The following is a 24,728-nucleotide window of genomic DNA, read 5'->3' as shown; positions in this document are numbered from 1 at the left end:
CTCTGCGGGGTGGCCGGGACCTCGGCCACCCCCGGGTGGTCAGGCGGAGGTGGCCCCCAGGACGGACGCGAGCTGCTGGGCCCGCAGCCGGCGGAACTTCCGGGTCTGGATGCGGGTGCGGTCGAGCACCGCCACCTCGAGCTGCTCGACCCCGATCTCGCGGTCGGTGGTCTCCCCGCGCTCGTTGCGCGAGTGCCCGAGCGCGGCGACGGCCACGCCCAGGGCGGTGGCGAGGTCCGCCCCCTCGGTGTAGTGCTCCTCGAGGTAGGCCCCCACGACGTCCGCGGCCCCGCCCATCACGGCGTACCGGTGCTCGTCGAAGACCTGGCCGTCGTAGGTGAGCCGGTAGAGCTGGTCCGCGCCCGCCTCGCCGCCGATCTCGCCGACGAAGATCTCCACCTCGTACGGCTTCTCGCCGCCGGAGGAGAAGATCGCGCCGAGGGTCTGCGCGTAGGCGTTCGCGAGGCTGCGGGCCGTCACGTCGCGCCGGTCGTAGGAGAACCCGCGCATGTCGGCCAGGCGGACACCGGCGATGCGCAGCGACTCGAACTCGTTGTAGCGGCCGACCGCGGCGAACGCGATGCGGTCGTAGATCTCGGAGACCTTGTGCAGGGCCTGCGACGGGTTCTCCGAGGCGAACAGGATGCCGTCGGCGTACTGCACCGCCACCACCGAGCGTCCGCGCGCGATGCCCTTGCGCGCGAAGTCCGCCCGGTCCTTCATCTGCTGCTCGGGCGAGACGTAGAACGGGGTGCTCATCAGGCGCCACCCTCCTGCTCGAGACGGGCCGGCGGCCCGTCGGGACGGACCAGCCGACCGGCCACGACCTCCTCGGCCAGCGCCGTCACCTCCGACTCGGGCAGCCGCGCGCCGCCCTCGGCCGTGACGACGTGGACGATCGGGAAGATCCGGCGCGCCACGTCGGGCCCGCCGGTCGCCGAGTCGTCGTCGGCCGCGTCGTAGAGCGCCTGCAGGGCGACGAGGGCCGCCGTACGGGCGTCGAGGTCGGGGCGGTAGAGCTTCTTCAGCGAGCCGCGGGCGAACAGCGAGCCGGACCCGACGGCGTGGAACCCGGTCTCCTCGCTGCGGCCCCCGACCACGTCGTAGCTGAAGATGCGGCCCGCGGCGGCGTCGAGGTCGTAGCCGGCGTAGAGCGGCACGACCGCGAGGCCCTGCATGGCCAGGCCCAGGTTGCCGCGGATGAGGGCAGCGAGGCGGTTGGCCTTGCCCTGCATCGACAGCGTGGTGCCCTCGATCTTCTCGTAGTGCTCCAGCTCGAGCTGGAAGAGCCGCACCATCTCCACCGCGAGGCCCGCGGTGCCCGCGATGCCGACGCAGCTGAACTCGTCGGCCGGGAACACCTTCTCGATGTCGCGGGAGGAGATGAGGTTGCCCATGGTGGCGCGGCGGTCGCCCGCCATCAGCACCCCGCCGGGAAACGTGAGGCTGACGATCGTCGTGCCGTGCGGGGCGATGTCGGCCCCCGCCCGGTCCGGGACGGGGCGTCGCCCCGGCACCAGGTCGGGCGCGTGGGTGGACAGGAGGTCGACGAACGAGGACGAGCCCGGCGTCAGGTACGACGCGGGCAGCCGTGCGCCCGGGAGCGAGCCCGAGCCGGGGAGATCACCGACCACGCGTCACTGACCGCCCTTCTGGATGAACGACTTCACGAAGTCCTCGGCGTTCTGCTCGAGCACGTCGTCGATCTCGTCGAGGATCGAGTCGACGTCGTCGTCGAGCGCCTCCTTGCGCTCGGCCACGTCGGTCTCCGCCTCCGGGGCGACCTCCTCGACCTCGTCACCTCGGGTGTGGGGCTTCTTCTGCTCCTGTGCCACGACCGGACCTCCTGTGTCGTCCTGTGTCGTCGGGGTGTCGTACGGACTCCCGACCCTAGCGGGCTCACCCCGTGAGGGCCGCGAACAGCTCCTCGGCGCTCGCGCACTCGTCGAGGAGGCGGCCCACGTGCGCCCGGGTGCCGCGCAGCGGGTCGACGGTGGGGATGCGCTGCAGCGACTCGCGCCCGGGGAGGTCGAGGATCACGGAGTCCCACGAGGCGGCCGCGACCGACGCGCCGAACTTGGCCAGGCAGCGCCCGCGGAAGTACGCCCGCGTCTCCTCCGGCGGCTCGTGGACGGCCTCGGCCACCTGCTCGTCGGTGAGCAGCCGCTCGATGCGGCCGCCGGCGACGAGGCGGTGGTAGAGGCCCTTCTCCGGGCGGATGTCGGCGTACTGCAGGTCGATGAGGTGCAGCTTGGCGTCGTCCCACGACAGGCCGTCGCGCTCCTGGTAGCGGCGCAGGAGCTGATACTTCGCCACCCAGTCGAGCTCGCCGGCGCACTCCATCGGGTCGCGCTCGAGGCGGTCGAGGACGCTGCCCCAGCGCACCAGCACGTCCTTCGTCGGGGCGTCGGCGTCCCCGCCGAGCCGCTCGTCGACGTACGCGTGGGCGAGCTCGAGGTAGACGCGCTGCAGCTGCACCGCGGTCATCGAGCGCCCGTCGCGCAGCCGCACGAGGTGGGTCAGCGACGGGTCGTGGGAGACGGCCCGCAGCGCCGCGACGGGGCCTTCCAGGGTGAGGTCGGCGGTGAGGAAGCCGTCCTCGATCATCGCCAGCACCAACGAGGTCGTCCCGACCTTGAGGTACGTCGAGACCTCCGCCAGGTTGGCGTCGCCGATGATGACGTGGAGGCGGCGGTGCCGCTCGGGGTCCGCGTGCGGCTCGTCGCGGGTGTTGATGATCGGGCGCTTGAGCGTGGTCTCGAGCCCCACCTCGGTCTCGAAGAAGTCGGCGCGCTGGCTGACCTGGAAGCCGTGCTCGCGCCCGTCCTGACCGATGCCGACGCGCCCGGCGCCGCAGACCACCTGGCGGGAGACGAAGAACGGCGTGAGGTGCCGCACGATGTCGGCGAACGGCGTCGAGCGGCTCATCAGGTAGTTCTCGTGGGCGCCGTAGGAGGCGCCCTTGCCGTCGGTGTTGTTCTTGTAGAGCACGATCCGCTCGCCCTGCACCTCGGCGGCCCGCCGGGTGGCCGCGAGCATCACCTGCTCCCCCGCCTTGTCCCAGCGCACGAGGTCGAGCGGGGTGACGACCTCGGGGCTGGAGAACTCCGGGTGGGCGTGGTCGACGTAGAGCCGGGCGCCGTTGGTGAGGATGCGGTTGGCCAGCCCCAGGTCCTCGTCGGTGAGCTGGGTGGGGTCGGCCTGGCCCCGGCTCATGTCGAAGCCGCGGGCGTCACGCAGCGGGGACTCCTCCTCGAAGTCCCAGCGCGCGGGCCGCGAGCGGCCGGCGGAGTCGTAGGAGCTCACCACCACCGACGAGGCCAGCATGGGGTTGGCCGTGGGCTGCCCGACCACGCTGATGCCGTACTCGACCTCGGATCCCATGACCCGCCGCACGCTCATGGGCCCGAGCGTACGTCGCGGCCCAGGTGTCCCCGGGCCGCGACGTGCCTGCTCAGGCCGGCCGGCTCACAGGTACTGCCCCGTGTTGCTGACCGTGTCGATGGAGCGACCCGGCTCGGTGCCCTGCTTGCCGGTGACGAGCGTGCGGATGAACACGATCCGCTCGCCCTTCTTGCCGGAGATCCGCGCCCAGTCGTCGGGGTTGGTCGTGTTCGGCAGGTCCTCGTTCTCCTTGAACTCGTCGACGCACGCCTGGAGCAGGTGCTGCACGCGCAGCCCCTTCTGGCCGTGGTCGAGGAAGTCCTTGATCGCCATCTTCTTCGACCGGTCGACGATGTTCTGGATCATGGCGCCGGAGTTGAAGTCCTTGAAGTACATGACCTCCTTGTCACCGTTGGCGTAGGTGACCTCGAGGAAGCGGTTCTCCTCGCTCTCCGTGTACATGCGCTCCACGGCCGCGCGGATCATCCCGTCGACGCACGCCTGGCGGTCGCCGCCGAACTCGGCGAGGTCGTCGGGGTGCAGCGGCAGGCCGGGGGTCAGGTACTTGCTGAAGATGTCGCGCGCCGACTCGGCGTCGGGCCGCTCGATCTTGATCTTCACGTCGAGGCGCCCGGGCCGCAGGATCGCCGGGTCGATCATGTCCTCGCGGTTGGACGCGCCGATGACGAGGACGTTCTCCAGCAGCTCGACGCCGTCGATCTCGCTCAGCAGCTGCGGCACGATCGTGTTCTCGACGTCGGAGGACACGCCCGAGCCGCGGGTGCGGAACAGCGAGTCCATCTCGTCGAAGAACACGATGACCGGCGTGCCGGCGCTCGCCTTCTCCCGGGCCCGCTGGAACACCAGGCGGATGTGGCGCTCGGTCTCCCCGACGTACTTGTTGAGCAGCTCGGGGCCCTTGATGTTGAGGAAGTAGGACTTCCCCTCCGCGCCGGTGCGCGCCGCCACCTTCTTGGCCAGGGAGTTGGCCACGGCCTTCGCGATGAGCGTCTTGCCGCACCCGGGCGGGCCGTAGAGCAGGATGCCCTTCGGCGGCTTCAGCTCGTGCTCGGTGAACAGGTCGGGGTGGAGGTAGGGCAGCTCGACCGCGTCCTGGATCTGCTCGATCTGGTTGCCCAGGCCGCCGATGGACTCGTAGGCGATGTCGGGGACCTCCTCGAGCACCAGCTCCTCGACCTCGGACTTCGGCACCTTCTCGTAGACGTAGCCGGCGCGGGAGTCGAGCAGCAGGGAGTCGCCGGCCCGCAGCGTCTCGGCCAGCAGCGGCTCGGCGAGGCGCACGACGCGCTCCTCGTCGGCGTTCGCGATGACGAGGACGCGCTCGCCGTCGGCCAGCAGCTCCTTGAACATGACGACCTCGCCGACCTGCTCGAAGTCGAAGGCCGCGACCACGTTGAGCGCCTCGTTGAGCAGCAGCTCCTGGCCCCGGCGCAGCTCGTCGACGTCGACGGCGGGGCTGACGGCCACCCGCAGCTTCCGGCCGCCGGTGAAGATGTCGACCGTGTCGTCGTCGTTGCGGGCGAGGAAGACGCCGAACCCGGCGGGCGGCTGGGCGAGGCGGTCGACCTCCTCCTTCAGCTTCGTGATCTGGTCGCGGGCGTCGCGCAGCGTGCCGGCGAGCCGCTCGTTCTGGCTCGTGACCGCCGCCAGCGAGCGCTGCGTGTCGGCGAGCCGCAGCTCGAGGCCGCGGCTGCCCCCCGGCGTGTCGGCCACCCTGCGCCGCAGCTCGACGATCTCGGACTCGAGCGCACGGACCTGGGCTGCGAGCACCTCGGCCTGCGCGGCCTGCTCGGGACGGGCACCTGGACTGTCGGACGTCGCCATGAGCGTCACCACCTCCTACCGGTGCACTCGACCCTACTCCCGGAGCACGCCGATGGAAGGTCGTGACCACGCCCGGGGGATCACGATCCGGTCGCGCCGGCCCGCTGGCGGGCCGGCGCCCGCGTCAGTCCTCCAGCACCTCGTCGGCGACGGCGGGCGGGACGTCGGCCGGGCGGGGCCCGGTGTAGTCCACGCCGTAGGCGCCGGGGGCCGGGCGGCGGGTCTTGCGGGGGGCGCGCTCGCCGGGCGCCATGCGCCGGGCGGTGACGAGGAAGGCGGTGTGGCCGATCATCTTGTGGCCGGGCCGCACGGCCAGGCCCTCGACGTGCCAGTCGCGGACGAGGGACTCCCACGCGGCGGGCTCGGTGAAGCCGCCGTGGGCGCGCAGCGTCTCGACGACGCGGCTCAGCTGCGTGGTCGTCGCGACGTACACGCACACGATGCCGCCGGGCACGAGCACGTCGGCGACGGCGTCGACGCACTCCCACGGCGCGAGCATGTCGAGGATGACGCGGTCGGCGGGCTCGCCGTACCGGGGCAGCTCCTCGGCCAGGTCGCCGAGGCGCAGGCTCCACGACGGGTGGGTGCCGCCCTCGGGGGCGCCGAAGAACTGGTGGACGTTGCGCCGGGCGACGTCGGCGAACTCCTCGCGCCGCTCGTACGACGTCACGCGGCCGTAGGGGCCCACCGCCCGCAGCAGCGAGCAGGACAGGGCGCCGGAGCCGACGCCGGCCTCCACGACGCGGGCGCCCGGGTAGATGTCGGCCAGCGCCACGATCTGGGCGGAGTCCTTGGGGTAGACCACGGCCGCACCGCGCGGCATCGAGACGACGAACTCCGAGAGCAGCGGGCGGAACACCAGGTACTGCCCACCGGCCGACGACGTGACGGTGAAGCCCTCCTCGCGCCCGATCATCTCGTCGTGCTCGAGGTGGCCCTTGTTGCTGAAGAAGCGCTTGCCCGCCTCGAGGGGGAAGTTGTGCCGGCGCCCCTTCTGGTCGGTGAGGCGGACCCACTCGCCCTCGCGCAACGGCCCGCGGTGCACCCCGGACCACGCCTCGGGCGGCACGTCGTGGGGAGCCGTGGGGCTCGGGGAGGGCGCGGGCGTCGTGGCGGGTACGGCGTCGGGCATGGGCGGCAGGGTAGTCGCGCGGCCGCCGGGGGCGTCAGTCGCGGGCGCGCAGCGACCGGTCGAGGTCGGCGAGCGACAGCACGCCGTACGGGCTGCCGTCGGCCTCGACCAGGAGGTACTCCGACGACGGGGTGAGCGTCAGGGCGTCGACCAGGGCCTCGCCCGTGAGGTCCGCCGGCAGCCGCAGCCCGTCGTCGAGGCGACGTGCGACCTCGGAGACGGCCGCCCAGGGGCGGCGCTCGGCTGGCACGCGGCGCAGGGCGGCCTCGCTGACCAGCCCGGCGGGGGTGCCGTCGGCAGTGGTGGTGACGATGCCGCCCGCCTCGGCGGCCTGCGCGCGTCGTACCGCCTCCGCGACCGAGACGTCACCGGGCACCAGCAGCGGACGCCGGGCCAGCTCGCGGGCCCGCAGGGCGGGGATGCGGCGGCGCACCCGGGCGTTGGCGATCACCGCCGAGGCGCCCGCCCACAGGAAGGCGGCGACGAGGCCGGCGAGCAGGAAGTCGAGCAGCTGGGGGGTCGTGCCGAGCAGCTCGCCGAGCAGGACGGGCCAGCCGAGGGCGAGCACCGCGACGCCGCGGCCGGTCCAGCCGGCGGCCAGCGAGCCCCGGTGGCGGTCGCCCGTCAGCTTCCACACGCCGGCCTTCATCACCCGGCCGCCGTCGAGCGGCAGCCCGGGCACGAGGTTGAGCACGCCGACGAGCAGGTTGGCCCCGGCCAGGCCCTCGACGGCCAGCAGCAGGAGGCCCCCCGGGGTGACGAACCACAGCGCGACGGCGGCGGCGCCGACGGCGATCGAGGCGAGCGGACCGACGACCGCGATCCAGAACTCCTCGCGCGGCCGGCGGGCCTCGGTCTCGACCGCGGTCATGCCGCCCAGGAAGTGCAGCGTGATCGAGGTGACGCGGTGCCCGTAGTGGCGGGCCACGACGGCGTGCGCCGCCTCGTGGACGAGCACCGACAGGTAGAGCAGGACGGCGAAGGCGAGCCCGGCGACGTAGCGGCCCGCGCCCAGGCCCGGCTCGACGCGCTCGACGACGGGCGCCATCACGAAGGCGATCACCGCGGCGACGACGAACCACGACGACGAGACGAGCACGTCGCTCCCGGCGATCGAGCCGATCCGCAGCGTCCCGGCGGGACGCCGGGCCCGGCCCGCGGGCGGTCCGGGGCGGGTGCCGGAGCCTGGGTCGTCCACGTCACGAGGCTATCCGACGAGCCTGCGCGGACCGTCGGTCCGCTCGCCTAGGGTTGCTCCCATGTCCTCCCCGGCCGATGCCCTCTCGACGCTGTCGGCGTCGGGCGAGGTCGCCGGCACGCTCTCCCCCAGCCGCGCCGGCGACTTCCTCACCTGCCCCCTGCTCTACCGGTTCCGCCACGTCGACCGCCTGCCCGAGCCCACGTCGCTCGACGCGCTGCGGGGCACGCTGGTGCACCGGGTGCTCGAGGTGCTCTTCGACGTCGCGGCCGACGAGCGCACCCCGGAGCGGGCCGCGGAGCTGCTCGGCCCCGTGTGGGAGGAGCTGCGCGCGGACGACCCCGCCCTGGCCGAGGCGTTCGCGACCCAGGGCGTGGCGGAGGACGGCTGGCTGGCCGCCTGCCAGGAGGTGCTCGCGCGCTACTTCACGCTGGAGGACCCCCGGCGCCTCGAGCCCGCCGAGCGCGAGCTCTACGTGGAGACCGTGACCCCGTCGCGCCTGCTGCTGCGCGGGTTCGTCGACCGGCTCGACGTGACGCCCGACGGCAGGGTGCGGGTGGTCGACTACAAGACGGGGCGGGCCCCCGGCGCGGGCTTCGAGGCCAGGGCGCTGTTCCAGATGAAGTTCTACGCGCTGGTGCTGTGGCGCACCCGCGGTGTGGTGCCGGCGATGCTGCAGCTGATCTACCTGGGCAGCGGCGAGGTCATCCGCTACCGCCCCGACGAGGCGGACCTGCTGGCCTGCGAGCGCAAGGTCGAGGCCGTCTGGTCGGCCATCGACGCCGCGACGCGCACCGGCGAGTGGCAGGCGCGCAAGAGCCGGCTGTGCGGCTGGTGCTCGCACCAGGCCCTCTGCCCGGTGTACGGCGGCACTCCCCCGCCGCTGCCGACGCCGACGGCGTCCGCCGAGCGTCCGGCCCTGCCCGTGCTGTCCTAGCCGCCGACGAGCGTCCACAGCCCGCGGGCGTCGAGCCCGGCGAGCGTGTCGTGGCTCGTGTGCCCCGGCCCGGCCGGCACCTGCACGTGGTGCGGCACCGCCAGCACGCGGCACCCGGCGGCGACGGCGGACGCGACCCCGGTCGCCGAGTCCTCGATCGCGACGCAGTCGCCCGGGTCGACCCCCAGCGCGGCGGCCGCGGTGAGGTACGGCGCGGGGTGCGGCTTGCCGTGCTCGACCTCGTCCCCGGTGACGAGGGCCGCGAACGTCCCGGCGGGCAGGCCCTCCAGGATCGGCTCGACGAACCGGCGGTAGGACATGGTGACGAGCGCGCAGGGCACGCCCGCGGCGGCGAGGTCGGCGAGCAGCTCCCGGGCGCCGGGGCGCCAGGGCACCTCGCGGCGCACCTTCTCCACCACGCCGTCGAGCAGCAGCTCGACGATCTCCTCGGCGCTCGGCTCGATGCCCATGTGCTCGCGGATGTAGCGGCCCGACACGAGCAGGTCGTTGCCGACGAGGTTGAGCGCGTGCTCGGTGCTCCACGTGCCGCCGTACCGCTCGGCGAGCTCGAACTCCGTGGCGATCCAGTACGGCTCGGTGTCGACGAGCGTGCCGTCCATGTCCCACAGGGCGGCGGCGGGCAGGCCGGTACCGCTGCCGGGGGTCGCGTCGGCCACGTCAGTCCTCGGGGTCGTAGCCGAGGTTGGCCGACAGCCAGCGTTCGGCCTCGGCCAGCGTCCAGCGCTTGCGCTCCGCGTAGTCCGCGACCTGGTCGCGACCGAGCCGGCCGACGACGAAGTACTGCGACTGCGGGTGCGCGAAGTACCAGCCCGAGACCGCCGCGCCGGGCCACATGGCCATCGACTCGGTGAGCGTGATGCCCGTGGTCTCCTCGACGTCGAGGAGGTCCCACAGCGTCAGCTTCTCCGTGTGCTCGGGGCACGCGGGGTAGCCGGGCGCGGGACGGATGCCGGTGTAGCGCTCCGCGATGAGCTCGTCGCTGCTGAGCCGCTCCCCCGCCGCGTGGCCCCAGAACTCGGTGCGCACCCGCTCGTGGAGCCGCTCGGCGAACGCCTCGGCCAGGCGGTCGGCCAGGGCCTCCAGCAGGATCGCGTTGTAGTCGTCGAGGTCGGCCTGGAAGGCCTTCACCCGCTCCGGGAGCCCGATGCCGGTCGTGACCGCGAACGCGCCGACGTGGTCGGCCAGGCCCGTCTCCTCGGGCGCCACGAAGTCGCCCAGCGACCGGTTGGGCACGCCCTCGCGGTGCTCGCCCTGCTGGCGCAGGTGGTGCAGCACGGCGCGCTCGGAGGTGCGGGAGTCGTCGTCGTACAGGACCGTGTCGTCCCCGCGGCCGGCCGCGGGGAAGAAGCCGAAGACGCCCCGGGCCGTGATCCACCGCTCGGCGATCAGCTGGTCGAGCATGGCCTGCGCGTCGTCGTACAGCCGGCGGGCGGCCTCACCGGTCGACGGGTTGTTGAGGATGTCGGGGAAGCGCCCCTTCATCTCCCACGCGTTGAAGAACGGCTGCCAGTCGATGTAGTCGCGCAGCTCGCCGAGGTCGTAGTCGTCGAGCACGTGCACGCCCGGCCGGGCCGGGGCCACGGGCTCGTACGACGACCAGTCGATCGGGGTGCGCCGCTCCCGCGCCGCCTCCAGCGACACCAGCTTGCGCTCCTGCTTGCCGGAGTGCCGGGTGCGGAGCGCGTCGTAGTCGGTGCGGGTGGCGGCCAGGAGCTTCTCCCGCTGCGCGCCGTCGAGCAGGGCCGCCGCGACGGGCACGGAGCGCGACGCGTCCTTCACCCACACGACCGGGCCGTCGTAGCGGGGGTCGACCTTCACCGCGGTGTGGGCGCGCGACGTGGTCGCGCCGCCGATGAGCAGCGGGATGTCGAGACCCGCACGCTGCATCTCGTTCGCGAAGTTGACCATCTCGTCGAGGCTCGGCGTGATGAGCCCGGACAGGCCGATGATGTCGGCGGAGTGCTCCTTCGCCGCGTCCAGGATCTTCTGGGCCGGCACCATCACGCCGAGGTCGATGACCTCGTAGTTGTTGCAGGCCAGCACGACGCCGACGATGTTCTTGCCGATGTCGTGCACGTCGCCCTTGACCGTGGCCATGACGATCGTGCCGTTCGTGTCCTTCGCCGTCGCGAGCGCGGGGTCGTTCGCCTTCTCCTCCTCGATGAAGGGGATGAGGTAGGCCACCGCCTTCTTCATGACGCGGGCGGACTTCACGACCTGCGGCAGGAACATCTTGCCGGCGCCGAAGAGGTCGCCGACGACGTTCATGCCGTCCATCAGCGGGCCCTCGATGACCTCGATGGGCCGGCCGCCGCGTGCCGCGATCTCCTGGCGCAGCTCCTCGGTGTCGGCCTCGACGAACCCGTCGTTGCCCTTCACCAGCGCGTGGGTGATGCGCTCGCCGACGGGCAGGGAGCGCCACTCGTCGGCGACCACCTCGGCCACCTCGCCGCTGCCCCGGTGCTCCTCGGCGATCTCGAGGAGTCGCTCGGTGGCGTCGGGGCGCCGGTTGAGCACCACGTCCTCGATGCGCTCGCGCAGCACGGGGTCCACCTGGTCGTAGACCACGAGGGCGCCGGCGTTGACGATGCCCATGTCGAGGCCCGCCCGCACGGCGTGGAAGAGGAAGACGGCGTGGATGGCCTCGCGCACCGGGTTGTTGCCGCGGAACGAGAACGAGACGTTGGAGATGCCGCCCGACACGTGGGCGCCGGGGAGGTTCTCCCGGATCCAGCGCACCGCCTCGATGAAGTCGGTGCCGTAGGCCGCGTGCTCCTCGATGCCCGTCGCCACGGCGAACACGTTGGGGTCGAAGATGATGTCGTCCGGCTCGAAGCCGACCTCGTCGACGAGGATCCGGTAGGCGCGGGCGCAGATGTCCTTGCGCCGCTGGAGCGAGTCGGCCTGGCCGTCCTCGTCGAAGGCCATGACGACGGCGGCGGCGCCGTAGCGCAGCACCAGCCGGGCCTGCTCGCGGAACGCGTCCTCGCCCTCCTTCATGGAGATCGAGTTGACGATCGGCTTGCCCTGCACGCACTTGAGGCCGGCCTCGATCACGTCCCACTTCGAGGAGTCGACCATGAGCGGCACGCGGCTGATGTCGGGCTCGGAGGCGACCAGCTTGAGGAAGCGGTCCATGGCGGCGACGCCGTCGAGCATGCCCTCGTCCATGTTGACGTCGATGACCTGCGCGCCGTTCTCCACCTGCTGCACGGCCACCGACAGGCCGGCGTCGTAGTCGCCGTCCTTGATGAGCTTCTTGAACCGCGCGGAGCCGGTGACGTTGGTGCGCTCGCCGATGTTGACGAACAGGCTGTCGGCGTCGACCGTCAGCGGCTCGAGACCCGCGAGGCGCAGGGCGGGGCGCACCTCGGGCACGACGCGGGGAGTTCCGCCCTCGACGGCTCCGGCGATCGCGCGGATGTGGTCGGGCGTCGTGCCGCAGCAGCCGCCGACGAGGTTCACCAGCCCGGCCTCGGCGAACTCGCCCACGATGGCCGCGGTCTCGGCGGCCGCCTCGTCGTACTCGCCGAAGGCGTTGGGCAGGCCCGCGTTGGGGTACGCCGAGACGAACGTGTCGGCCACCCGCGCCAGGTCGGCGAGGAAGGGGCGCATCTCCCGCGCGCCCAGCGCGCAGTTGAGACCGACGAGCAGCGGCTGGGCGTGCCGCACGGAGTACCAGAACGCCTCGGTGGTCTGGCCCGACAGCGTGCGGCCCGAGGCGTCGGTGATGGTGCCGGAGATGACGATCGGCCAGCGGCGGCCCAGCTCGGCGAACAGGCCGGTGACGGCGAAGATCGCCGCCTTGGCGTTGAGCGTGTCGAAGATGGTCTCGATGATGAGCAGGTCCGCGCCGCCGTCGACGAGCCCGCGGGCCGCGGTCGTGTACGCCGCCACGAGCTCGTCCCAGGTCACGTTGCGCGCGCCGGGGTCGTTGACGTCGGGGCTGATGGAGGCGGTGCGCGTCGTCGGGCCCAGGGCGCCAGCGACGTAGCGGGGGCGCTCCGGGGTGCTGTGGGCGTCGGCGGCCTCGCGGGCCAGGGTGGCCGCGGCGTGGTTGAGCTCGTAGTCCAGCTCGGCCATGCCGTAGTCCGAGAGCGAGATCGCGTTCGCGTTGAACGTGTTGGTCTCGATGATGTCGGCGCCCGCCGCCAGGTACTCCTCGTGGATGCCGCGGATGATGTGCGGCTGCGTGAGGGTCAGCAGGTCGTTGTTGCCGACCAGGTCGGACCCCCAGTCCGCGAACCGCTCGCCGCGGTACCCCGCCTCGTCCGGGCGGTCGCGCTGGATGGCCGTGCCCATCGCGCCGTCGATGACGAGGATGCGCGAGCGCAGCGCCTCGGAGAGCTCGGCGGTGCAGTCGGGGCGGTGGTGGGGAGCCGGCACGAGTCAACCTTCCGTCACGGGTCCAAGAGGTGGACGGGCGTACCAGATCGTGACACCCGGGCGGCGGAGGCCCGAAATCCCGGACCCACCCGGCCGCGCCGGGGGCACGAGCGGGCCCGGACTAGGCTGGCCGGGTGATCGAGTTCGACGACGTCCCCGGCCTGGTGGACCCCCTGGTGATCGCCGCCTTCGAGGGGTGGAACGACGCCGCCGACGCCGCGAGCGGCGTGGTCGACCACCTCATCGACGTCTGGGGCGCCCGTGTCGTCGGGGCGGTCGACCCGGAGGAGTTCTACGACTTCCAGGTCAACCGGCCCACCGTCGGCACCGACGAGCAGGGCATGCGGCGCGTCACCTGGCCGACCACGCGCATCGCGGTCGCCTCGCCCCCGGGCCTCGACCGCGACGTCGTGCTCGTGCGGGGCATCGAGCCCAACATGCGCTGGCGGCAGTTCTGCGCCGAGCTCCTCGCCGCCGTCGACGAGCTGGGCGGCACGATGGTCGTCACCCTCGGGGCGCTCCTCGCCGACTCCCCGCACACCCGACCCATCCCCGTCTCCGGGACGGCGTCCGAGCCCGAGCTGGTCGACAGCCTGAAGGTGGACGAGTCGACCTACGAGGGCCCGACCGGCATCGTCGGCGTGCTCCAGGACGCGTGCACGCGTCTCGACGTGCCGTCGGTGTCCTACTGGGCCGCGGTGCCGCACTACGTCGCCCAGCCGCCCTGCCCCAAGGCGACCCTCGCGCTCGTCAACCACCTCGAGGACCTGCTGGGCGTCTCCATCCCGCTCGGCGACCTGCCCGAGGACGCCCGGGCGTGGGAGCGCGGCGTCGACGAGCTCGCCGAGGAGGACGAGGAGGTCGCGGAGTACGTCCGCGCCCTCGAGGAGAGCCGCGACACCGCCGACCTCCCGGAGGCCAGCGGCGAGGCGATCGCCCGCGAGTTCGAGCGCTACCTCAAGCGCCGCGGCGGAGCCGAGGGCTAGAGGACGACGCCGAGCGCGGCGTCGACGACCTGGCGGACGACGCGGGCGGCGTCGGGGTCCGACGTGTCGGCGAGCCCCGTCGTGCCGAGGGTCGCGTCGACCCAGTCCTGCACGACCGCCAGGGCGGTCGGGGCGTCGAGGTCGTCGGCGAGGGCCGCGAGCACGCGCTCGACGACCGGCCCGGCCGGGGCGCCCGCCCCGAGCGCGACGGCCTTGCGCCACGACTCGAGGGTGCGGCCGGCGGTCCACAGCAGGTCGTCGGTCCACTCCCAGTCGGAGCGGTAGTGGTGGGCCAGCAGCACGAGACGGATGGCCATGGGGTCGACGTCGCTGCGGCGCAGCTGCGAGACGAAGACGAGGTTGCCGCGCGACTTCGACATCTTTTCGCCGTCGTAGGCCACCATCCCGGCGTGCACGTAGGCCCGGGCGAACGGGTGGGCCGGCACGGCGACCTGGGCCTCGGACGCGCACATCTCGTGGTGCGGGAAGACGAGGTCGCTGCCCCCGCCCTGCACGTCGAACGCCGAGCCGAGGTGGCGCAGCGCGATGGCGGTGCACTCGATGTGCCAGCCCGGCCGGCCCCGGCCCCAGGGGCTCTCCCACGCCGGCTCCCCCGGGCGCTCGGCGCGCCAGAGCAGGCAGTCCAGCGGGTCGCGCTTGCCGGCGCGGTCGGGGTCGCCGCCGCGCTCGCCGAAGATGGCCCGCATGGTGGCGCGGTCGGCGCCCGACACCGTGCCGAAGACCGGGTCCGCCGCGACGGAGAAGTACAGGTCGTCGTCGACGCGGTAGACGGCGCCCGCCTCCGCGAGCCGCTCGACGAGCTCGATCACCCACGGGATGGACTCGACGGCGCCGACGTAGTGCGCGGGCGGCAGGACGTGCAGCGCCTCCATGTCCTCGCGGAACAGCTGCGTCTCCCGCTCCGCGATGTCCACCCAGCTCACGCCCACCTTGACGGCGCGCTCGAGCAGCGGGTCGTCGACGTCGGTCACGTTCTGGACGTAGGTGACCTCGTGGCCGGCGTTGCGCCACGCGCGCACCAGCAGGTCGAACCCGACGTACGTCGCCGCGTGACCCATGTGGGTGGCGTCGTAGGGCGTGATGCCGCACACGTAGAGGCGCGCGGGCCCGTGGGGCTCCGTCGGCGCGAGGCGGCCGGTGGCGGTGTCGTGGAGCGAGACCCGCGGGCCCGTCACCGGGAGGGTCGGGACGTCGGGAGCAGACCACGCACGCATGCCCGGAGCCTATCCGGGCCGCCGACCCGTCAGAACGGCGGCCACGGGATGACCGGCCAGTCCTCGCCCGGACCGGGCAGGTGCCCGTCGTCGAGCAGCGCCCGGCAACGGGCGCGGGCGGCGACCACCTCGAGCGGGGTGACCAGGCGGCGCAGCCGCTCGCCCAGCTCGCCGCCGAGGTCGGCCTCGAGCCGCTCCAGCACGGCGACCTCGTCGGGGAGCAGGGCCTCACCGGCCCAGCCCCACAGCACGGTGCGCAGCTTCGGCTCCTCGTGGAAGGTCAGGCCGTGGTCGACGCCGTACCGGTGGCCGTCGGCCATCTCCAGCACGTGCCCGCCCTTGCGGTCGGCGTTGTTGGCCACGACGTCGAGGACGGCCATGCGGCGCAGCGCGGAGGTGTCCTCGTGCACGAGCGCGACCGGCTCGTCGGCCGCGTCGAGACCGTCGAAGACGTGGTGCCACCCGGCCGGCACCTCGCCGGCCCGCACGACGTCGACCGCCGACTGCTCCGGGTCGGACTCCTGCCACGCCTGCACCATGCCCGGCCCGTGCGGACCGTCGCGCAGCACCGTCGGCGGCACGACGTCCCATCCCGTCGCGACGGACAGCTCGTACGTCGCGACCTCCCGGCCCGCGAGCGTGTGGTCGGGGAAGTCCCACAGCGGCCGCTCGCCGCGGACCGGCTTGTAGACGACCCGCGCGCCGGCGACCTCGCCGACGAACGTGGCGTTCGAGGCCGGCATCACGCGGCCCTGCAGGCGCAGCTCGCCCTCGAGGAGACGGGCCGTGCGCTGCTCGTCCGGCTCGCGGACGTCGCCGGGCTCGTGGGGCCCGCCGGCCTCGCCGGGCTCGTGGGGCTCGGGGCTCACGGGTCGCGGCGGCGGAAGCCGTTGGCCCGGACGCACAGGTGGCCGTCGGGGTCGATCGGCTCGGCGCAGAACGGGCAGGTGGGTCGGCCGGCCTCGACCACCGAGACGGCGCGCTGGACGAAGGCCCGGGCGGCGCCGGCGGAGACCCGCACCAGCAGGATCTCGTCCGGCTCGGGCTCGTCGATCTCCTCCTCCGGCTGGCCGGGGGTGATGAGCGCCTCCTCGGTGAAGGGGAAGACCTCGATGACGATGCGGTCGTCGGCCGGGTCCCACGACAGCGTCATGGTGCCGGCGCGGAACTCGTCCTCGATGGGCTGGTCGAGCGGGTCGTTGTCGACCAGGTCGACGGGCGCCAGCGCGGGCACGATCCCGGTGTGCTGGTCGCTGCCCATGACCTCGTCGAGGAGCTCGTCGACGCGCTCGGCGAGGGCGAGGACCTGCTGCTTCTCCAGAGAGACCGACACCACGCGCACGTCCGCGCGGGCCTGCAGGAAGAACGTGCGCGAGCCCGGCTCCCCCACCGTGCCGACGACGAAGCGGTCCGGGGGGTCGAAGCGGTGCACCACGGGAGGCATGCCAGCAACCTTAGGGGGCGGGTGGCGGGGCGTCGGGCCCGGCGCCGCCCCCCACGACCGCGTCCCCCGCGTCGGCGCCGGTGGCGCCCGCGCCGGACGCCGCGGGGGTGGCCGTGGCGGGCGGCGCGGCCAGCCAGGACAGGTCGCCGGAGTGCGTGTTGGTCTGCAGCACCATCGGGCGCGCGGCGGTGTAGCGGATCACCGTGAGCGACGCCGGGTCGGCGTGCAGCCGCTGGAACAGGTCGAGGTGCAGCCCGAGCGCGTCGGCGAGCACGGCCTTGACGATGTCGCCGTGGGTGACGGCGAGCCAGACGGCGCCGTCGCCGTGGGCGGCTGCCACCTCTGCGTCCCGGCGGCGGACCGCCTCGACCGCGCGTTGCTGCATCGCCCGCAGGGTCTCGCCGCCGGGGAACCGCACGGCGGACGGCTGCTGCTGCACGACCTTCCACAGCGGGTCCTTCGCGAGCTCCGCGATCGGGCTGCCCTGCCAGTCGCCGTAGTCGCACTCGGCGAGCCCCTCGTCCACCTCGACCTCCGGGCGGGCCGGGGCGTCCGCGGGGCGGTGGGCGGCGACGTACGACGCGGTCTGCCGGCACCGCTCCTGGGGGCTGGAGACGAGGGCGGCGAGCGGCACGACGGCGAGCCGGGCGGCGGCGTCCTCCGCCTGGCGCTCCCCGGTGGCGTCGAGGCGGACGCCCGGCGTGCGCCCCGCGAGCACACCGCCGGCGTTCGCCGTGGTGCGGCCGTGGCGCTGGAGGATGACGGTCGGCATGGGCCCGACAGTATCGGGGGGCCTAGGTTGTGCCCGTGATCGTGGACAACGCCCTCTACCGCGCCGGGCGGCGGGTCGAGGTGGACTGCGCCGCCAGCGACCTCGCCGGCGTGATCGCCGCACGGGAGCCGGGCGACTTCGTGTGGGTCGGCCTGTTCGAGCCCGACGCCGCGGAGATGGGCGAGGTCGCGCAGCACTTCGGCCTGCACCCGCTGGCGGTCGAGGACGCGGTCAACGCCCACCAGCGGCCCAAGCTCGAGCGCTACGACGACCAGCTCTTCGTCGTGCTCAAGACGCTGTGGTACGTCGACGCCGAGGACGCCGTCGAGACCGGCGAGATCGCCGTCTTCGTGGGGCGCGACTTCGTCGTCCACGTCCGCCACGGCGCCGGCAGCGAGCTCCACGGCGTGCGGCTCGACCTGGAGCGGCGCGCGTCGGTGCTGAGCCACGGGCCGTCCGCGGTGCTCTACGTCCTGTGCGACCGCGTCGTCGACGACTACGCGGAGGTCGGGACGAGCCTCGAGGTGGACGTCGACGAGGTCGAGGCGTCGGTGTTCTCACCGGTGCGCACCGACGACACGGCCCGCATCTACACGCTCAAGCGCGAGCTGGCCGAGGTGCGTCGGGCCGTGCTGCCGCTGCGCGAGCCGCTGCGCCGCATCGTGGCCGGCGACGTCGACGGCGTGGCGGACGAGGCGGCACCGTACTTCCGGGACGTCGCCGACCACCTCACGCGGGTGACGGAGGTGGTGGAGTACCTCGACGGCCTGCTCGCGGCGGCCTTCGACGCCCAGGTGGCCCGCATCTCGGTGCAGCAGAACGAGGACATGCGCCGGATCTCGTCCGGCGTCGCCCTCGTGGCGGGGCCGACGCTCGTGGCCGCGGTCTACGGGATGAACTTCGACCACATGCCCGAGCTGCACTGGACGCTCGGCTACCCGATGGCCCTGGCCCTCATGGTGCTGATCTCCGGGTTCCTGTGGTGGCAGTTCAAGCGGTCGGGCTGGATGTAGGCGCCGCCGACGCCCTACGCCCGACCCCCGGCGCGCTCACGCGCTCAGGCGCTCAGCACGCCCGCCGCGAGCAGGCCCATGACGCCGAAACCCAGGACGACGCGGTAGGTGACGAAGGGCAGGAACGACCGCGTGGAGACGTAGCGCAGCAGCCACGCGATGACGGCGTACCCGACGAAGAAGGACACGACGGTCGCGGTGATCGTCGGACCCCAGCCGTAGGGGTTGTCGGAGCCCGGGACGTCCTTGAGCTTGTAGACCCCGGCGCCCAGGACGGCGGGGATCGCGAGCAGGAAGGCGTAGCGGGCGGTGACCTCCCGCTCGTACCCCAGGGCCCGGCCCATCGAGATGGTGGCGCCGGAGCGGGAGACGCCGGGCACGAGCGCGGCCGCCTGCGCGAGGCCCATGAGGACGGCGTGCCCGGCCGTCAGGTCCTTGAGGGTGCGCTCGGTGGAGCCGTAGCGGTCGGCGACGCCCAGCACGATGCCGAGCACGACCAGCATCGTGGCGACGATCCACAGGCTCCGCAGGGCGCTGTCGATCGCGTCCTCGAAGAGCAGGCCCAGCAGCACGATCGGCAGCGAGCCGACGATGATGAACCACCCCATGCGCGTGTCGAGGTGGCCGCGCAGCTCGGGCCGCACGAAGGAGCGCAGCCACGACGAGGCGATGCGCCAGATGTCCTTGCGGAAGTAGAGGAGCACGGCGAGCTCAGTGCCGATCTGGCACACGGCCGTGAACGCCGCGCCGGGGTCCTCCCAGCCGAGGAGCTCCGGGAAGATGCGCAGGTGCGCGCTGCTCGAGATCGGCAGGAACTCGGTCAGTCCCTGGATGATGCCGAGCACGACGCCCTGGAGGTAGTCCCACACGGGCGGTGAGCCTACGGGGCCGCTGGTGGGGCGCGGCCCGCGGCGGCCGGCGCGTGCGGTGTGGGTCACCTCACGGTGGCGGCGCGTCCTCGCGCGCCGCGCGGCACCGGGGTGGATAGGTTGGCCCGCATGCATCAGCGAACGGTCGGCGCGACGGGCCTGCGCGTCTCACGCCTGGGGCTGGGCACCATGACCTGGGGCCGCGACACCGACGAGCACGAGGCGCGCGAGGCGCTGGGCGCCTTCACCGAGCGCGGCGGCACGCTGCTGGACACCGCGGCGGCGTACGGCGACGGCGCCGCCGAGGAGCTGCTCGGGTCCCTGCTGGGCGACGTGGTGGCCCGCGACGACGTCGTGCTGGCGACCAAGGCGGGGCTGGGCCAGCGCCGCGGCACCCCCGGCCGTGGCGCCCGTGACACCTCGCGCCGGGCCCTGCTCACCACCCTGGACGCCTCCCTGCGCCGCCTCGGCACCGACCGGGTCGACCTGTGGCAGGTGCACGTGTGGTCCGACGACGTGCCGCTCGAGGAGACCCTCGCCGCGCTGGACCACGCGGTGGCCACCGGTCGGGCGCTCTACGCGGGGGTCTCGAACTACACCGGCTGGCAGGTGGCCCGCGCCGCGACGTGGCAGCAGGCCGTGCCGGGCCGGGCGCCGCTGGCCTCGCTGCAGGTCGAGTACTCCCTGCTCAACCGCGCCGTCGAGGTCGAGGTCGTGCCGGCCGCCGAGCACCTGGGGCTGGGCCTGCTGCCGTGGTCGCCGCTGGGGCGCGGCGTGCTGACGGGCAAGTACCGCACCGGCACGCCGACCGACTCGCGCGCCGCGACGTCCCACCTGGCCTCGTTCGTCGAGCCCTACCTCGACGACCGCTCCCGTGGCGTCGTCGAGTCGGTGGTGAAGGCGGCCGACGGGCTCGGCTGGTCCCCCGCCGAGGTCGCCCTGGCGTGGGTGCGCGACCGCCCCGGCGTCACCGCACCGGTGGTCGGGGCGCGTACCGCCGCCCAGCTACGCTCGGTCCTCGGTGTCGAGGACAAGGTGCTGCCGGCCGAGATCGCCGACGCCCTGGACGACGTGTCCGCCCTCGACTGAGTCCCGCCCGAGCCCCACCCGCCCCCGGAGGTGACCTGCGTGACCCGACCGCCCCAGCGTCCCCGCCGCACGCTCTCCCCGGGAGTGGAGTGGGAGTACCGCGACGTGGTGCTCTCGCGCCACCTGTCCCGCAACGCGGTGCGCCAGGCGCTCGTCGAGATGGCCGAGCACGGCGGGTGGGAGCTCGACCGCGTGCGGATCGCCACCGACGGCGTGCGGCGTGTCGTCGTGCGCCGCAAGATCATCCGCCAGCGCCCGACCCTCTGGGCGAGCTAGGCGTCGCCGAGGAACCGGTCGAGCACCCGCGCGCCGAACTCGAGCGCGTCGACCGGCACCCGCTCGTCGACACCGTGGAACAGCGCGGTGAAGTCGAGGTCGGCGGGCAGGCGCAGCGGCGCGAAGCCGTAGGAGCGCATCCCGAGCTGGCGGAAGTGCTTCGCGTCGGTGCCCCCGCTCATGAGGTACGGCGCCACGAGGGCGTCGGGGTCCTCCGCCAGCAGGCTGCGGCTCATCGCGTCGACGAGGTCGCCGTCGTACGGCGTCTCCCACGGCTGCTGGTGGGAGACGAAGTCGATCTCGACGTCCTCCCCCGTCAGCTCGGCGAGGGTGGCGAAGAACTCGTCCTCGAAGCCGGGCAGGAAGCGGCCGTCCACGTGTGCGGTCGCCTCCGTCGGAACGACGTTGACCTTGTAGCCGGCGCTCAGCATCGTCGGGTTGGTGGAGTTGCGGATCACGTTGCCGAGCATGCGCGCGGCACCGCCGAACTCCTCGACCAGCGCGGGGGCGTTCTCCGGCGTGGCGGGCACGCCGGCGAGCTCGCCGATGGTCGCGAGGAGGACCTCCATCGTGGGGGTGAGCCGCACGGGCCACTGGTGGGCACCGATGCGGGCGACGGCCCCGGCGAGGTCGGTCACCGCGTTCTCGGTGTTGACCATCGAGCCGTGCCCCGCGCGGCCCCGCGCGGTCAGCTTCATCCAGGCCATGCCCTTCTCGGCGGCCTCGACGAGGTAGACCCGGCGACCGCGCACCGTGGCGCTGAAGCCGCCGACCTCGCCGACGGCCTCGGTGCAGTCGGCGAGCTCGTCGGCGTGCTGCTCGACGAGCACCTGCGCGCCCTTGTGGCCGCCGGCCTCCTCGTCGGCGGTGAAGCAGAGCACCATCGGGCGGTCGGGCACCTGGCCGGCCCGGGCGCGGGCGCGGACGACGGAGAGCAGCATCGCGTCGAAGTCCTTCATGTCGACGGCGCCGCGGCCCCACACGTAGCCGTCCTGCACCTCGCCGGAGAAGGGGTGCACCTGCCAGTCCTCGGCGGCGGCCGGGACGACGTCGAGGTGGCCGTGCAGCAGCAGCGGGTCGCCCTCGGACCCGCCCCAGCGCGCCACCACGGACGTGCGCCCGGGCTCCGACTCGTAGAGCCGCGCCTCGATGCCCACCTCGTCGAGGAGGGTGGCCACGTGCTCGGCGGCCTTCCGCTCCCCCGGCCCCGAGTCGTCGCCGTAGTTCGAGGTGTCGATGCGGATGAGGTCGCGGCACAGCTCCACGACCTCCGCGGCGGGGTCGTAGGAGGGGGCGTACGACGCGTCGGCTCCCGGGTTGCTCGTCTCGTCGCTCATGCGCGCCATCCTCGCAGGCGCGACCAGACCCCGGCTCCGGGGACGGACCTCGCACCGACAGCGTCGGTGGCGTGGGGCAGGCTGCTGCCATGCACACGTCGACCTCGGGGGTCCCGGCGGGCGGGGGCCCGCGGTGACCGGCGTCGCGACCTGGCTCCTGCTGCTGGGCGCCTGCGACCTGTTCCGCGCCCACCGCGACCTCACCAGCCTGCGCCGGCGGCTCACCCTCGCCGGGGCGACGCTGGCCGGCACCGTCGTCGCCGCGCTCGCGGCCGACCCGTCGGGCCGGGGCTGGTGGGGCTGGGCCGGGGTCGGGGCGTCCGCCGCGCTGTGGGTGCTCGCCTCGGCCGCCGCGCTGGGCCGCGCCCGCGCCCTGCCGGCGGGGGTCCCGCTGGTGCGGGGCCGCTGGCTGTTCACGACGGCGTACGTCGCGCTGCTGGCCGGGCTCGTCGCGGTCGTGCTGTGCGGCCCGGCCATGGGCGAGGTCGCCGCGCTCGAGCGGCTGGTGGACCGGAGCGTGGCGGCCGACACGGACGCCGACCTGCTGCTGCTCGTCGCCGGGGTGCTGCTGGTGCAGGTGTCGACCGCGAACGTCGTCGTGCGCCTCCTGCTCGACCTCGTGGGCGTCCCCGCCCACGACAACGAGAAGCAGCTGAAGGGCGGCCGGGTGCTGGGCCCGATGGAGCGGGTGGTCGTCGTCGGCCTCGGCCTCGCCGGCAACCTGACCGGGGCCTCGCTCGTCATCGCCGCCAAGGCCCTGCTGCGGTTCCCCGAGCTGCGCGCGCCGACGCCGGGGACGCCGCCGCCGGGCGGGCCGAGCGACGTGACGGAGTACTTCCTGGTCGGCAGCCTGGCGAGCTGGTTGTTCGCCTTCGCGGGCGTCGCGCTCGTCGCGGTGGTGCGCTGAGCGGCGGACCCTCAGTTGAGCGGGCGCGTCCCCTCCGGGACACCACCGTCGGCGTGCACCGCCTCGACGAGCTCCGCCAGCGCGGTCAGCGCCACCCGCTGCGAGAGCGGGCCGTAGGACACCCGGGCGACGCCCAGCTCCTGCAGGCGCGACGGCGACGGCACCCCGGGCAGGCCGATGACCGTCAGGCGCTGCGGGCCGAAGGCGTCGACGAGCGTGCCGATCTGCTCCTCGTCGAGCGGGCCCGGCACGAAGACGACGGGCGCGCCGGCCTCGAGGTAGGCGCGGCCCCGGGTGACGGCCTCGGCCAGCGGGTCGGCGGCGCCCTTGACGAACGCGTCGGTGCGCGCGTTCAGCACGAAGTCGGGCACGCCCGCGTCGGCCGCCGCGGCCATGACGGCCTCGACCTGGGCGACGGCCTCGTCGAGGGGCTTCAGCTGGTCCTCGAGGTTGGCCCCGACGGCCCCGGCGGCGATGGCGGCCCGCACGGTGGCGGCGGCGTCGCCGTACCCGCCCTCGAGGTCGGCCGTGACGGGCAGGTGGGTGGCGGCGACGATGCGGCGGACCTCCTCGACCATCTCGTCGACGGGGATGTTCTCGCCGTCCTCGTAGCCGCGGGAGGCGGCGATGGAGTGGCTCGCGGTGGCCAGGGCGGTCGTGCCCGGCAGGTCGGTGACGACCTTCGCCGAGATGGAGTCCCACACGTTGACGACGGTGAGGATCGCCGGGTCGGTGTGCAGGCGCAGGAGGGCGGTGGCGGCGGCAGCGGTGTCGGTGCTCATGGGTCCGAGCATGCCAGCCGGGGCGCCTCAGCGGTGGTCGAGCGGGCGGCCGAGCAGCGGGCCGACGAGGGCCCGGATCGCGGGCGACGGGGGCAGGCCGAGCTCGGTGGCGAGCAGGCGGCGGTAGCCGTCGTACTGCCGCAGGGCCTCGGCGTGGTTGCCCTCGGCGAGGTGCACCTCGATGACCTGGCGGTGGGCGGTCTCGCGCAGCGGCTCCGCCCGGACCGCGGCGAGCCCGGCAGCGAGCGCCGCGCTGTAGCGCCCGACGCCCCGCAGGCCCACCGCGCCCCGCTCCAGGGCGTGCAGCCGCTTCTGGCGGTAGCTCTCCTGCTCGACGTGGAGCCACGGCTCGTCCCAGTCGGGCAGCAGGTCGAGGTCGAGGAGCCCGAGGTCCTCGTCGACCGACTCCGGCGGCGGCTCGGCGCAGAGGGCCTGCGCGAGACCCTCGGCCCGCACGAGGTCGACGTCGACGTCGGGGTCGAGCCAGACGCAGGCCGAGTCGGAGCGCACGAGCACCCGGCCGCGCGGTCGGGGCAGGCGCCACAGCACGGAGCGCAGGTTCGACGCCGCGCGTCCGGGAGGCAGGTCCGGCCAGAGCCGCTCGGCCGCGGCAGAGCGTGGCGCGCGACCGCGACGACGCTCGAGGCACAGCAGCGCCAGGAGCCGCTGACCCGCGCGGGAGACGCGCAGCGGCTCGTCCTCGAACGTCACCGCGAAGCCGCCCAGCAGCGTGAGCCGCGCTGTGGTCATCCTCGTACCTCCCCCTGCTCCCTCCTACAGGTGCCCGCGCCGGTCGCCTTCATGCGGGTCCCCTGCTGCCCGGTACGGCGGGCCCTCGCGGCCGTCGTGACGCCCCGGTGACGCGGGGGTGACGCCCGGGTCGCGCCGGCCCCCACGCCGGGTCGACGGACCACGGACGCGACGGGCCACGGGGGCGGCGCGGGCGCGACACGGGGCGGGCCACGAGACGCGCTACGAGACGGGCCACGAGTAGGGCCACGAGTAGGGCCACGAGTAGGGCCACGGGGTGACGACGGGAGTTCGACGCGACCGCGCACGGTCGCGCCCACGCCGGCGTCACGGCCGGCTGTGAGTGTCGTCGTCGGGAGGCAGCG

At 73.8% G+C, this 24,728-nt stretch carries 23 protein-coding genes; 6 read left to right on the top strand and 17 right to left on the bottom strand.

The genetic code is table 11. The features are described 5' to 3' along the window. Positions 1-39 precede the first annotated feature (39 nt). The 7 genes from prcA to INN71_RS12530 form a co-directional block, all read right to left on the bottom strand. A complete protein-coding gene (gene prcA / locus INN71_RS12560; RefSeq protein WP_277500863.1) occupies positions 40-759 on the bottom strand; it encodes a proteasome subunit alpha in 720 nt (239 codons plus the stop codon). After that, a complete protein-coding gene (gene prcB / locus INN71_RS12555) occupies positions 759-1,634 on the bottom strand; it encodes a proteasome subunit beta (RefSeq protein WP_277500864.1) in 876 nt (291 codons plus the stop codon). The genes prcA and prcB overlap by 1 nt, the downstream gene beginning before the upstream one ends. Before the next feature lie 3 nt (positions 1,635-1,637). Further along, the gene (locus INN71_RS12550) at positions 1,638-1,835 is read right to left on the bottom strand and encodes a ubiquitin-like protein Pup (RefSeq protein ID WP_277500865.1); all 198 of its coding nucleotides are present in this window, start codon (positions 1,833-1,835) and stop codon (positions 1,638-1,640) included. A 64-nt stretch (positions 1,836-1,899) separates the two neighbouring features. Further along, positions 1,900-3,402, bottom strand: coding sequence for a depupylase/deamidase Dop (dop, locus tag INN71_RS12545; RefSeq protein WP_277500866.1), 1,503 nt, complete (start codon positions 3,400-3,402; stop codon positions 1,900-1,902). A 66-nt stretch (positions 3,403-3,468) separates the two neighbouring features. Then, the gene (arc, locus tag INN71_RS12540; protein WP_277500867.1) at positions 3,469-5,229 is read right to left on the bottom strand and encodes a proteasome ATPase; all 1,761 of its coding nucleotides are present in this window, start codon (positions 5,227-5,229) and stop codon (positions 3,469-3,471) included. Between the two features lie 124 nt (positions 5,230-5,353). Next, positions 5,354-6,361 (bottom strand): tRNA (adenine-N1)-methyltransferase, encoded by a 1,008-nt coding sequence (locus INN71_RS12535; protein ID WP_277500868.1) that lies wholly within the window; start codon positions 6,359-6,361, stop codon positions 5,354-5,356. A gap of 34 nt (positions 6,362-6,395) precedes the next feature. After that, complete coding sequence (locus INN71_RS12530) at positions 6,396-7,559, bottom strand: site-2 protease family protein (RefSeq protein WP_277500869.1); 1,164 nt, start codon at positions 7,557-7,559, stop codon at positions 6,396-6,398. Between the two features lie 61 nt (positions 7,560-7,620). Between INN71_RS12530 and INN71_RS12525 the strand changes: the two genes are divergently transcribed. Beyond that, complete coding sequence (locus INN71_RS12525) at positions 7,621-8,496, top strand: PD-(D/E)XK nuclease family protein (RefSeq protein WP_277500870.1); 876 nt, start codon at positions 7,621-7,623, stop codon at positions 8,494-8,496. On the opposite strand, the gene INN71_RS12520 is transcribed toward INN71_RS12525, so the two are convergent. Both INN71_RS12520 and metH read right to left on the bottom strand, forming a co-directional pair. Then, complete coding sequence (locus tag INN71_RS12520) at positions 8,493-9,173, bottom strand: HAD family phosphatase (protein ID WP_301800663.1); 681 nt, start codon at positions 9,171-9,173, stop codon at positions 8,493-8,495. The genes INN71_RS12525 and INN71_RS12520 overlap by 4 nt on opposite strands. Position 9,174: 1 nt before the next feature. Then, on the bottom strand, positions 9,175-12,903 hold the full coding sequence (gene metH, locus INN71_RS12515; protein WP_301800661.1) for a methionine synthase: 3,729 nt from the start codon (positions 12,901-12,903) through the stop codon (positions 9,175-9,177). Positions 12,904-13,037: 134 nt separating this feature from the next. On the opposite strand from metH, the gene INN71_RS12510 reads away from it, so the two are divergent. Further along, complete coding sequence (locus tag INN71_RS12510; protein ID WP_301800659.1) at positions 13,038-13,889, top strand: PAC2 family protein; 852 nt, start codon at positions 13,038-13,040, stop codon at positions 13,887-13,889. Here the strand turns inward: INN71_RS12510 and mshC are convergent. From mshC to INN71_RS12490, 4 genes are read right to left on the bottom strand one after another with little or no spacing between them, the layout of a single operon-like run. Next, positions 13,886-15,124 (bottom strand): cysteine--1-D-myo-inosityl 2-amino-2-deoxy-alpha-D-glucopyranoside ligase, encoded by a 1,239-nt coding sequence (gene mshC / locus INN71_RS12505; protein ID WP_301800657.1) that lies wholly within the window; start codon positions 15,122-15,124, stop codon positions 13,886-13,888. The two genes, INN71_RS12510 and mshC, sit on opposite strands and share 4 nt — an antisense overlap. Before the next feature lie 29 nt (positions 15,125-15,153). After that, positions 15,154-15,993, bottom strand: a complete 840-nt coding sequence (locus INN71_RS12500; RefSeq protein WP_301800656.1) for an SCO1664 family protein — start codon at positions 15,991-15,993, stop codon at positions 15,154-15,156. Then, positions 15,990-16,568 (bottom strand): DUF3090 family protein, encoded by a 579-nt coding sequence (locus INN71_RS12495; protein ID WP_277500876.1) that lies wholly within the window; start codon positions 16,566-16,568, stop codon positions 15,990-15,992. The genes INN71_RS12500 and INN71_RS12495 overlap by 4 nt, the downstream gene beginning before the upstream one ends. 10 nt (positions 16,569-16,578) lie before the next feature. Further along, positions 16,579-17,340 (bottom strand): MSMEG_4193 family putative phosphomutase, encoded by a 762-nt coding sequence (locus INN71_RS12490; protein ID WP_301800654.1) that lies wholly within the window; start codon positions 17,338-17,340, stop codon positions 16,579-16,581. 35 nt (positions 17,341-17,375) lie between these two features. Between INN71_RS12490 and corA the strand changes: the two genes are divergently transcribed. Then, positions 17,376-18,353, top strand: a complete 978-nt coding sequence (gene corA / locus INN71_RS12485; RefSeq protein ID WP_301800652.1) for a magnesium/cobalt transporter CorA — start codon at positions 17,376-17,378, stop codon at positions 18,351-18,353. Between the two features lie 44 nt (positions 18,354-18,397). Here corA and INN71_RS12480 read toward each other — a convergent pair whose 3' ends face one another. Then, positions 18,398-19,222 (bottom strand): undecaprenyl-diphosphate phosphatase, encoded by an 825-nt coding sequence (locus INN71_RS12480; RefSeq protein ID WP_301800650.1) that lies wholly within the window; start codon positions 19,220-19,222, stop codon positions 18,398-18,400. Positions 19,223-19,351: 129 nt separating this feature from the next. Here INN71_RS12480 and INN71_RS12475 point away from each other — a divergent pair, with 129 nt between their 5' ends. After that, positions 19,352-20,311, top strand: a complete 960-nt coding sequence (locus tag INN71_RS12475) for an aldo/keto reductase (RefSeq protein ID WP_277499368.1) — start codon at positions 19,352-19,354, stop codon at positions 20,309-20,311. Positions 20,312-20,350: 39 nt separating this feature from the next. Continuing rightward, positions 20,351-20,587: a DUF5703 family protein gene (locus INN71_RS12470; RefSeq protein WP_301800648.1), complete on the top strand. Its 237-nt coding sequence runs from the start codon at positions 20,351-20,353 to the stop codon at positions 20,585-20,587. Here the strand turns inward: INN71_RS12470 and INN71_RS12465 are convergent. Next, complete coding sequence (locus INN71_RS12465; RefSeq protein WP_301800646.1) at positions 20,584-21,924, bottom strand: M20/M25/M40 family metallo-hydrolase; 1,341 nt, start codon at positions 21,922-21,924, stop codon at positions 20,584-20,586. The two genes, INN71_RS12470 and INN71_RS12465, sit on opposite strands and share 4 nt — an antisense overlap. Before the next feature lie 133 nt (positions 21,925-22,057). On the opposite strand from INN71_RS12465, the gene INN71_RS12460 reads away from it, so the two are divergent. After that, on the top strand, positions 22,058-22,831 hold the full coding sequence (locus INN71_RS12460) for a hypothetical protein (RefSeq protein ID WP_277499374.1): 774 nt from the start codon (positions 22,058-22,060) through the stop codon (positions 22,829-22,831). Positions 22,832-22,842: 11 nt separating this feature from the next. Here INN71_RS12460 and INN71_RS12455 read toward each other — a convergent pair whose 3' ends face one another. Next, positions 22,843-23,613: an isocitrate lyase/phosphoenolpyruvate mutase family protein gene (locus tag INN71_RS12455; protein WP_277499375.1), complete on the bottom strand. Its 771-nt coding sequence runs from the start codon at positions 23,611-23,613 to the stop codon at positions 22,843-22,845. A gap of 27 nt (positions 23,614-23,640) precedes the next feature. Further along, positions 23,641-24,363: a BTAD domain-containing putative transcriptional regulator gene (locus INN71_RS12450; protein WP_277499376.1), complete on the bottom strand. Its 723-nt coding sequence runs from the start codon at positions 24,361-24,363 to the stop codon at positions 23,641-23,643. Positions 24,364-24,728: the final 365 nt, after the last annotated feature.

The sequence above is a fragment of the Nocardioides sp. ChNu-153 genome (assembly GCF_030466625.1).
In the GTDB taxonomy this organism is placed as follows: Bacteria; Actinomycetota; Actinomycetes; order Propionibacteriales; family Nocardioidaceae; genus Nocardioides.
This window is presented reverse-complemented; position numbering and strand designations above follow the sequence as displayed.

What these genes read in the sequence shown, in the direction of transcription:
- prcA (WP_277500863.1), bottom strand. Translation starts at nt 759, where the DNA reads ATGAGCACCCCGTTCTACGTCTCGCCCGAGCAGCAGATGAAGGACCGG.
- dop (WP_277500866.1), bottom strand. Translation starts at nt 3,402, where the DNA reads ATGAGCGTGCGGCGGGTCATGGGATCCGAGGTCGAGTACGGCATCAGC.
- arc (WP_277500867.1), bottom strand. Translation starts at nt 5,229, where the DNA reads ATGGCGACGTCCGACAGTCCAGGTGCCCGTCCCGAGCAGGCCGCGCAG.
- INN71_RS12535 (WP_277500868.1), bottom strand. Translation starts at nt 6,361, where the DNA reads ATGCCCGACGCCGTACCCGCCACGACGCCCGCGCCCTCCCCGAGCCCC.
- INN71_RS12525 (WP_277500870.1), top strand. Translation starts at nt 7,621, where the DNA reads ATGTCCTCCCCGGCCGATGCCCTCTCGACGCTGTCGGCGTCGGGCGAG.
- mshC (WP_301800657.1), bottom strand. Translation starts at nt 15,124, where the DNA reads ATGCGTGCGTGGTCTGCTCCCGACGTCCCGACCCTCCCGGTGACGGGC.
- INN71_RS12495 (WP_277500876.1), bottom strand. Translation starts at nt 16,568, where the DNA reads ATGCCTCCCGTGGTGCACCGCTTCGACCCCCCGGACCGCTTCGTCGTC.
- INN71_RS12490 (WP_301800654.1), bottom strand. Translation starts at nt 17,340, where the DNA reads ATGCCGACCGTCATCCTCCAGCGCCACGGCCGCACCACGGCGAACGCC.
- INN71_RS12475 (WP_277499368.1), top strand. Translation starts at nt 19,352, where the DNA reads ATGCATCAGCGAACGGTCGGCGCGACGGGCCTGCGCGTCTCACGCCTG.
- INN71_RS12465 (WP_301800646.1), bottom strand. Translation starts at nt 21,924, where the DNA reads ATGAGCGACGAGACGAGCAACCCGGGAGCCGACGCGTCGTACGCCCCC.
- INN71_RS12455 (WP_277499375.1), bottom strand. Translation starts at nt 23,613, where the DNA reads ATGAGCACCGACACCGCTGCCGCCGCCACCGCCCTCCTGCGCCTGCAC.
- INN71_RS12450 (WP_277499376.1), bottom strand. Translation starts at nt 24,363, where the DNA reads ATGACCACAGCGCGGCTCACGCTGCTGGGCGGCTTCGCGGTGACGTTC.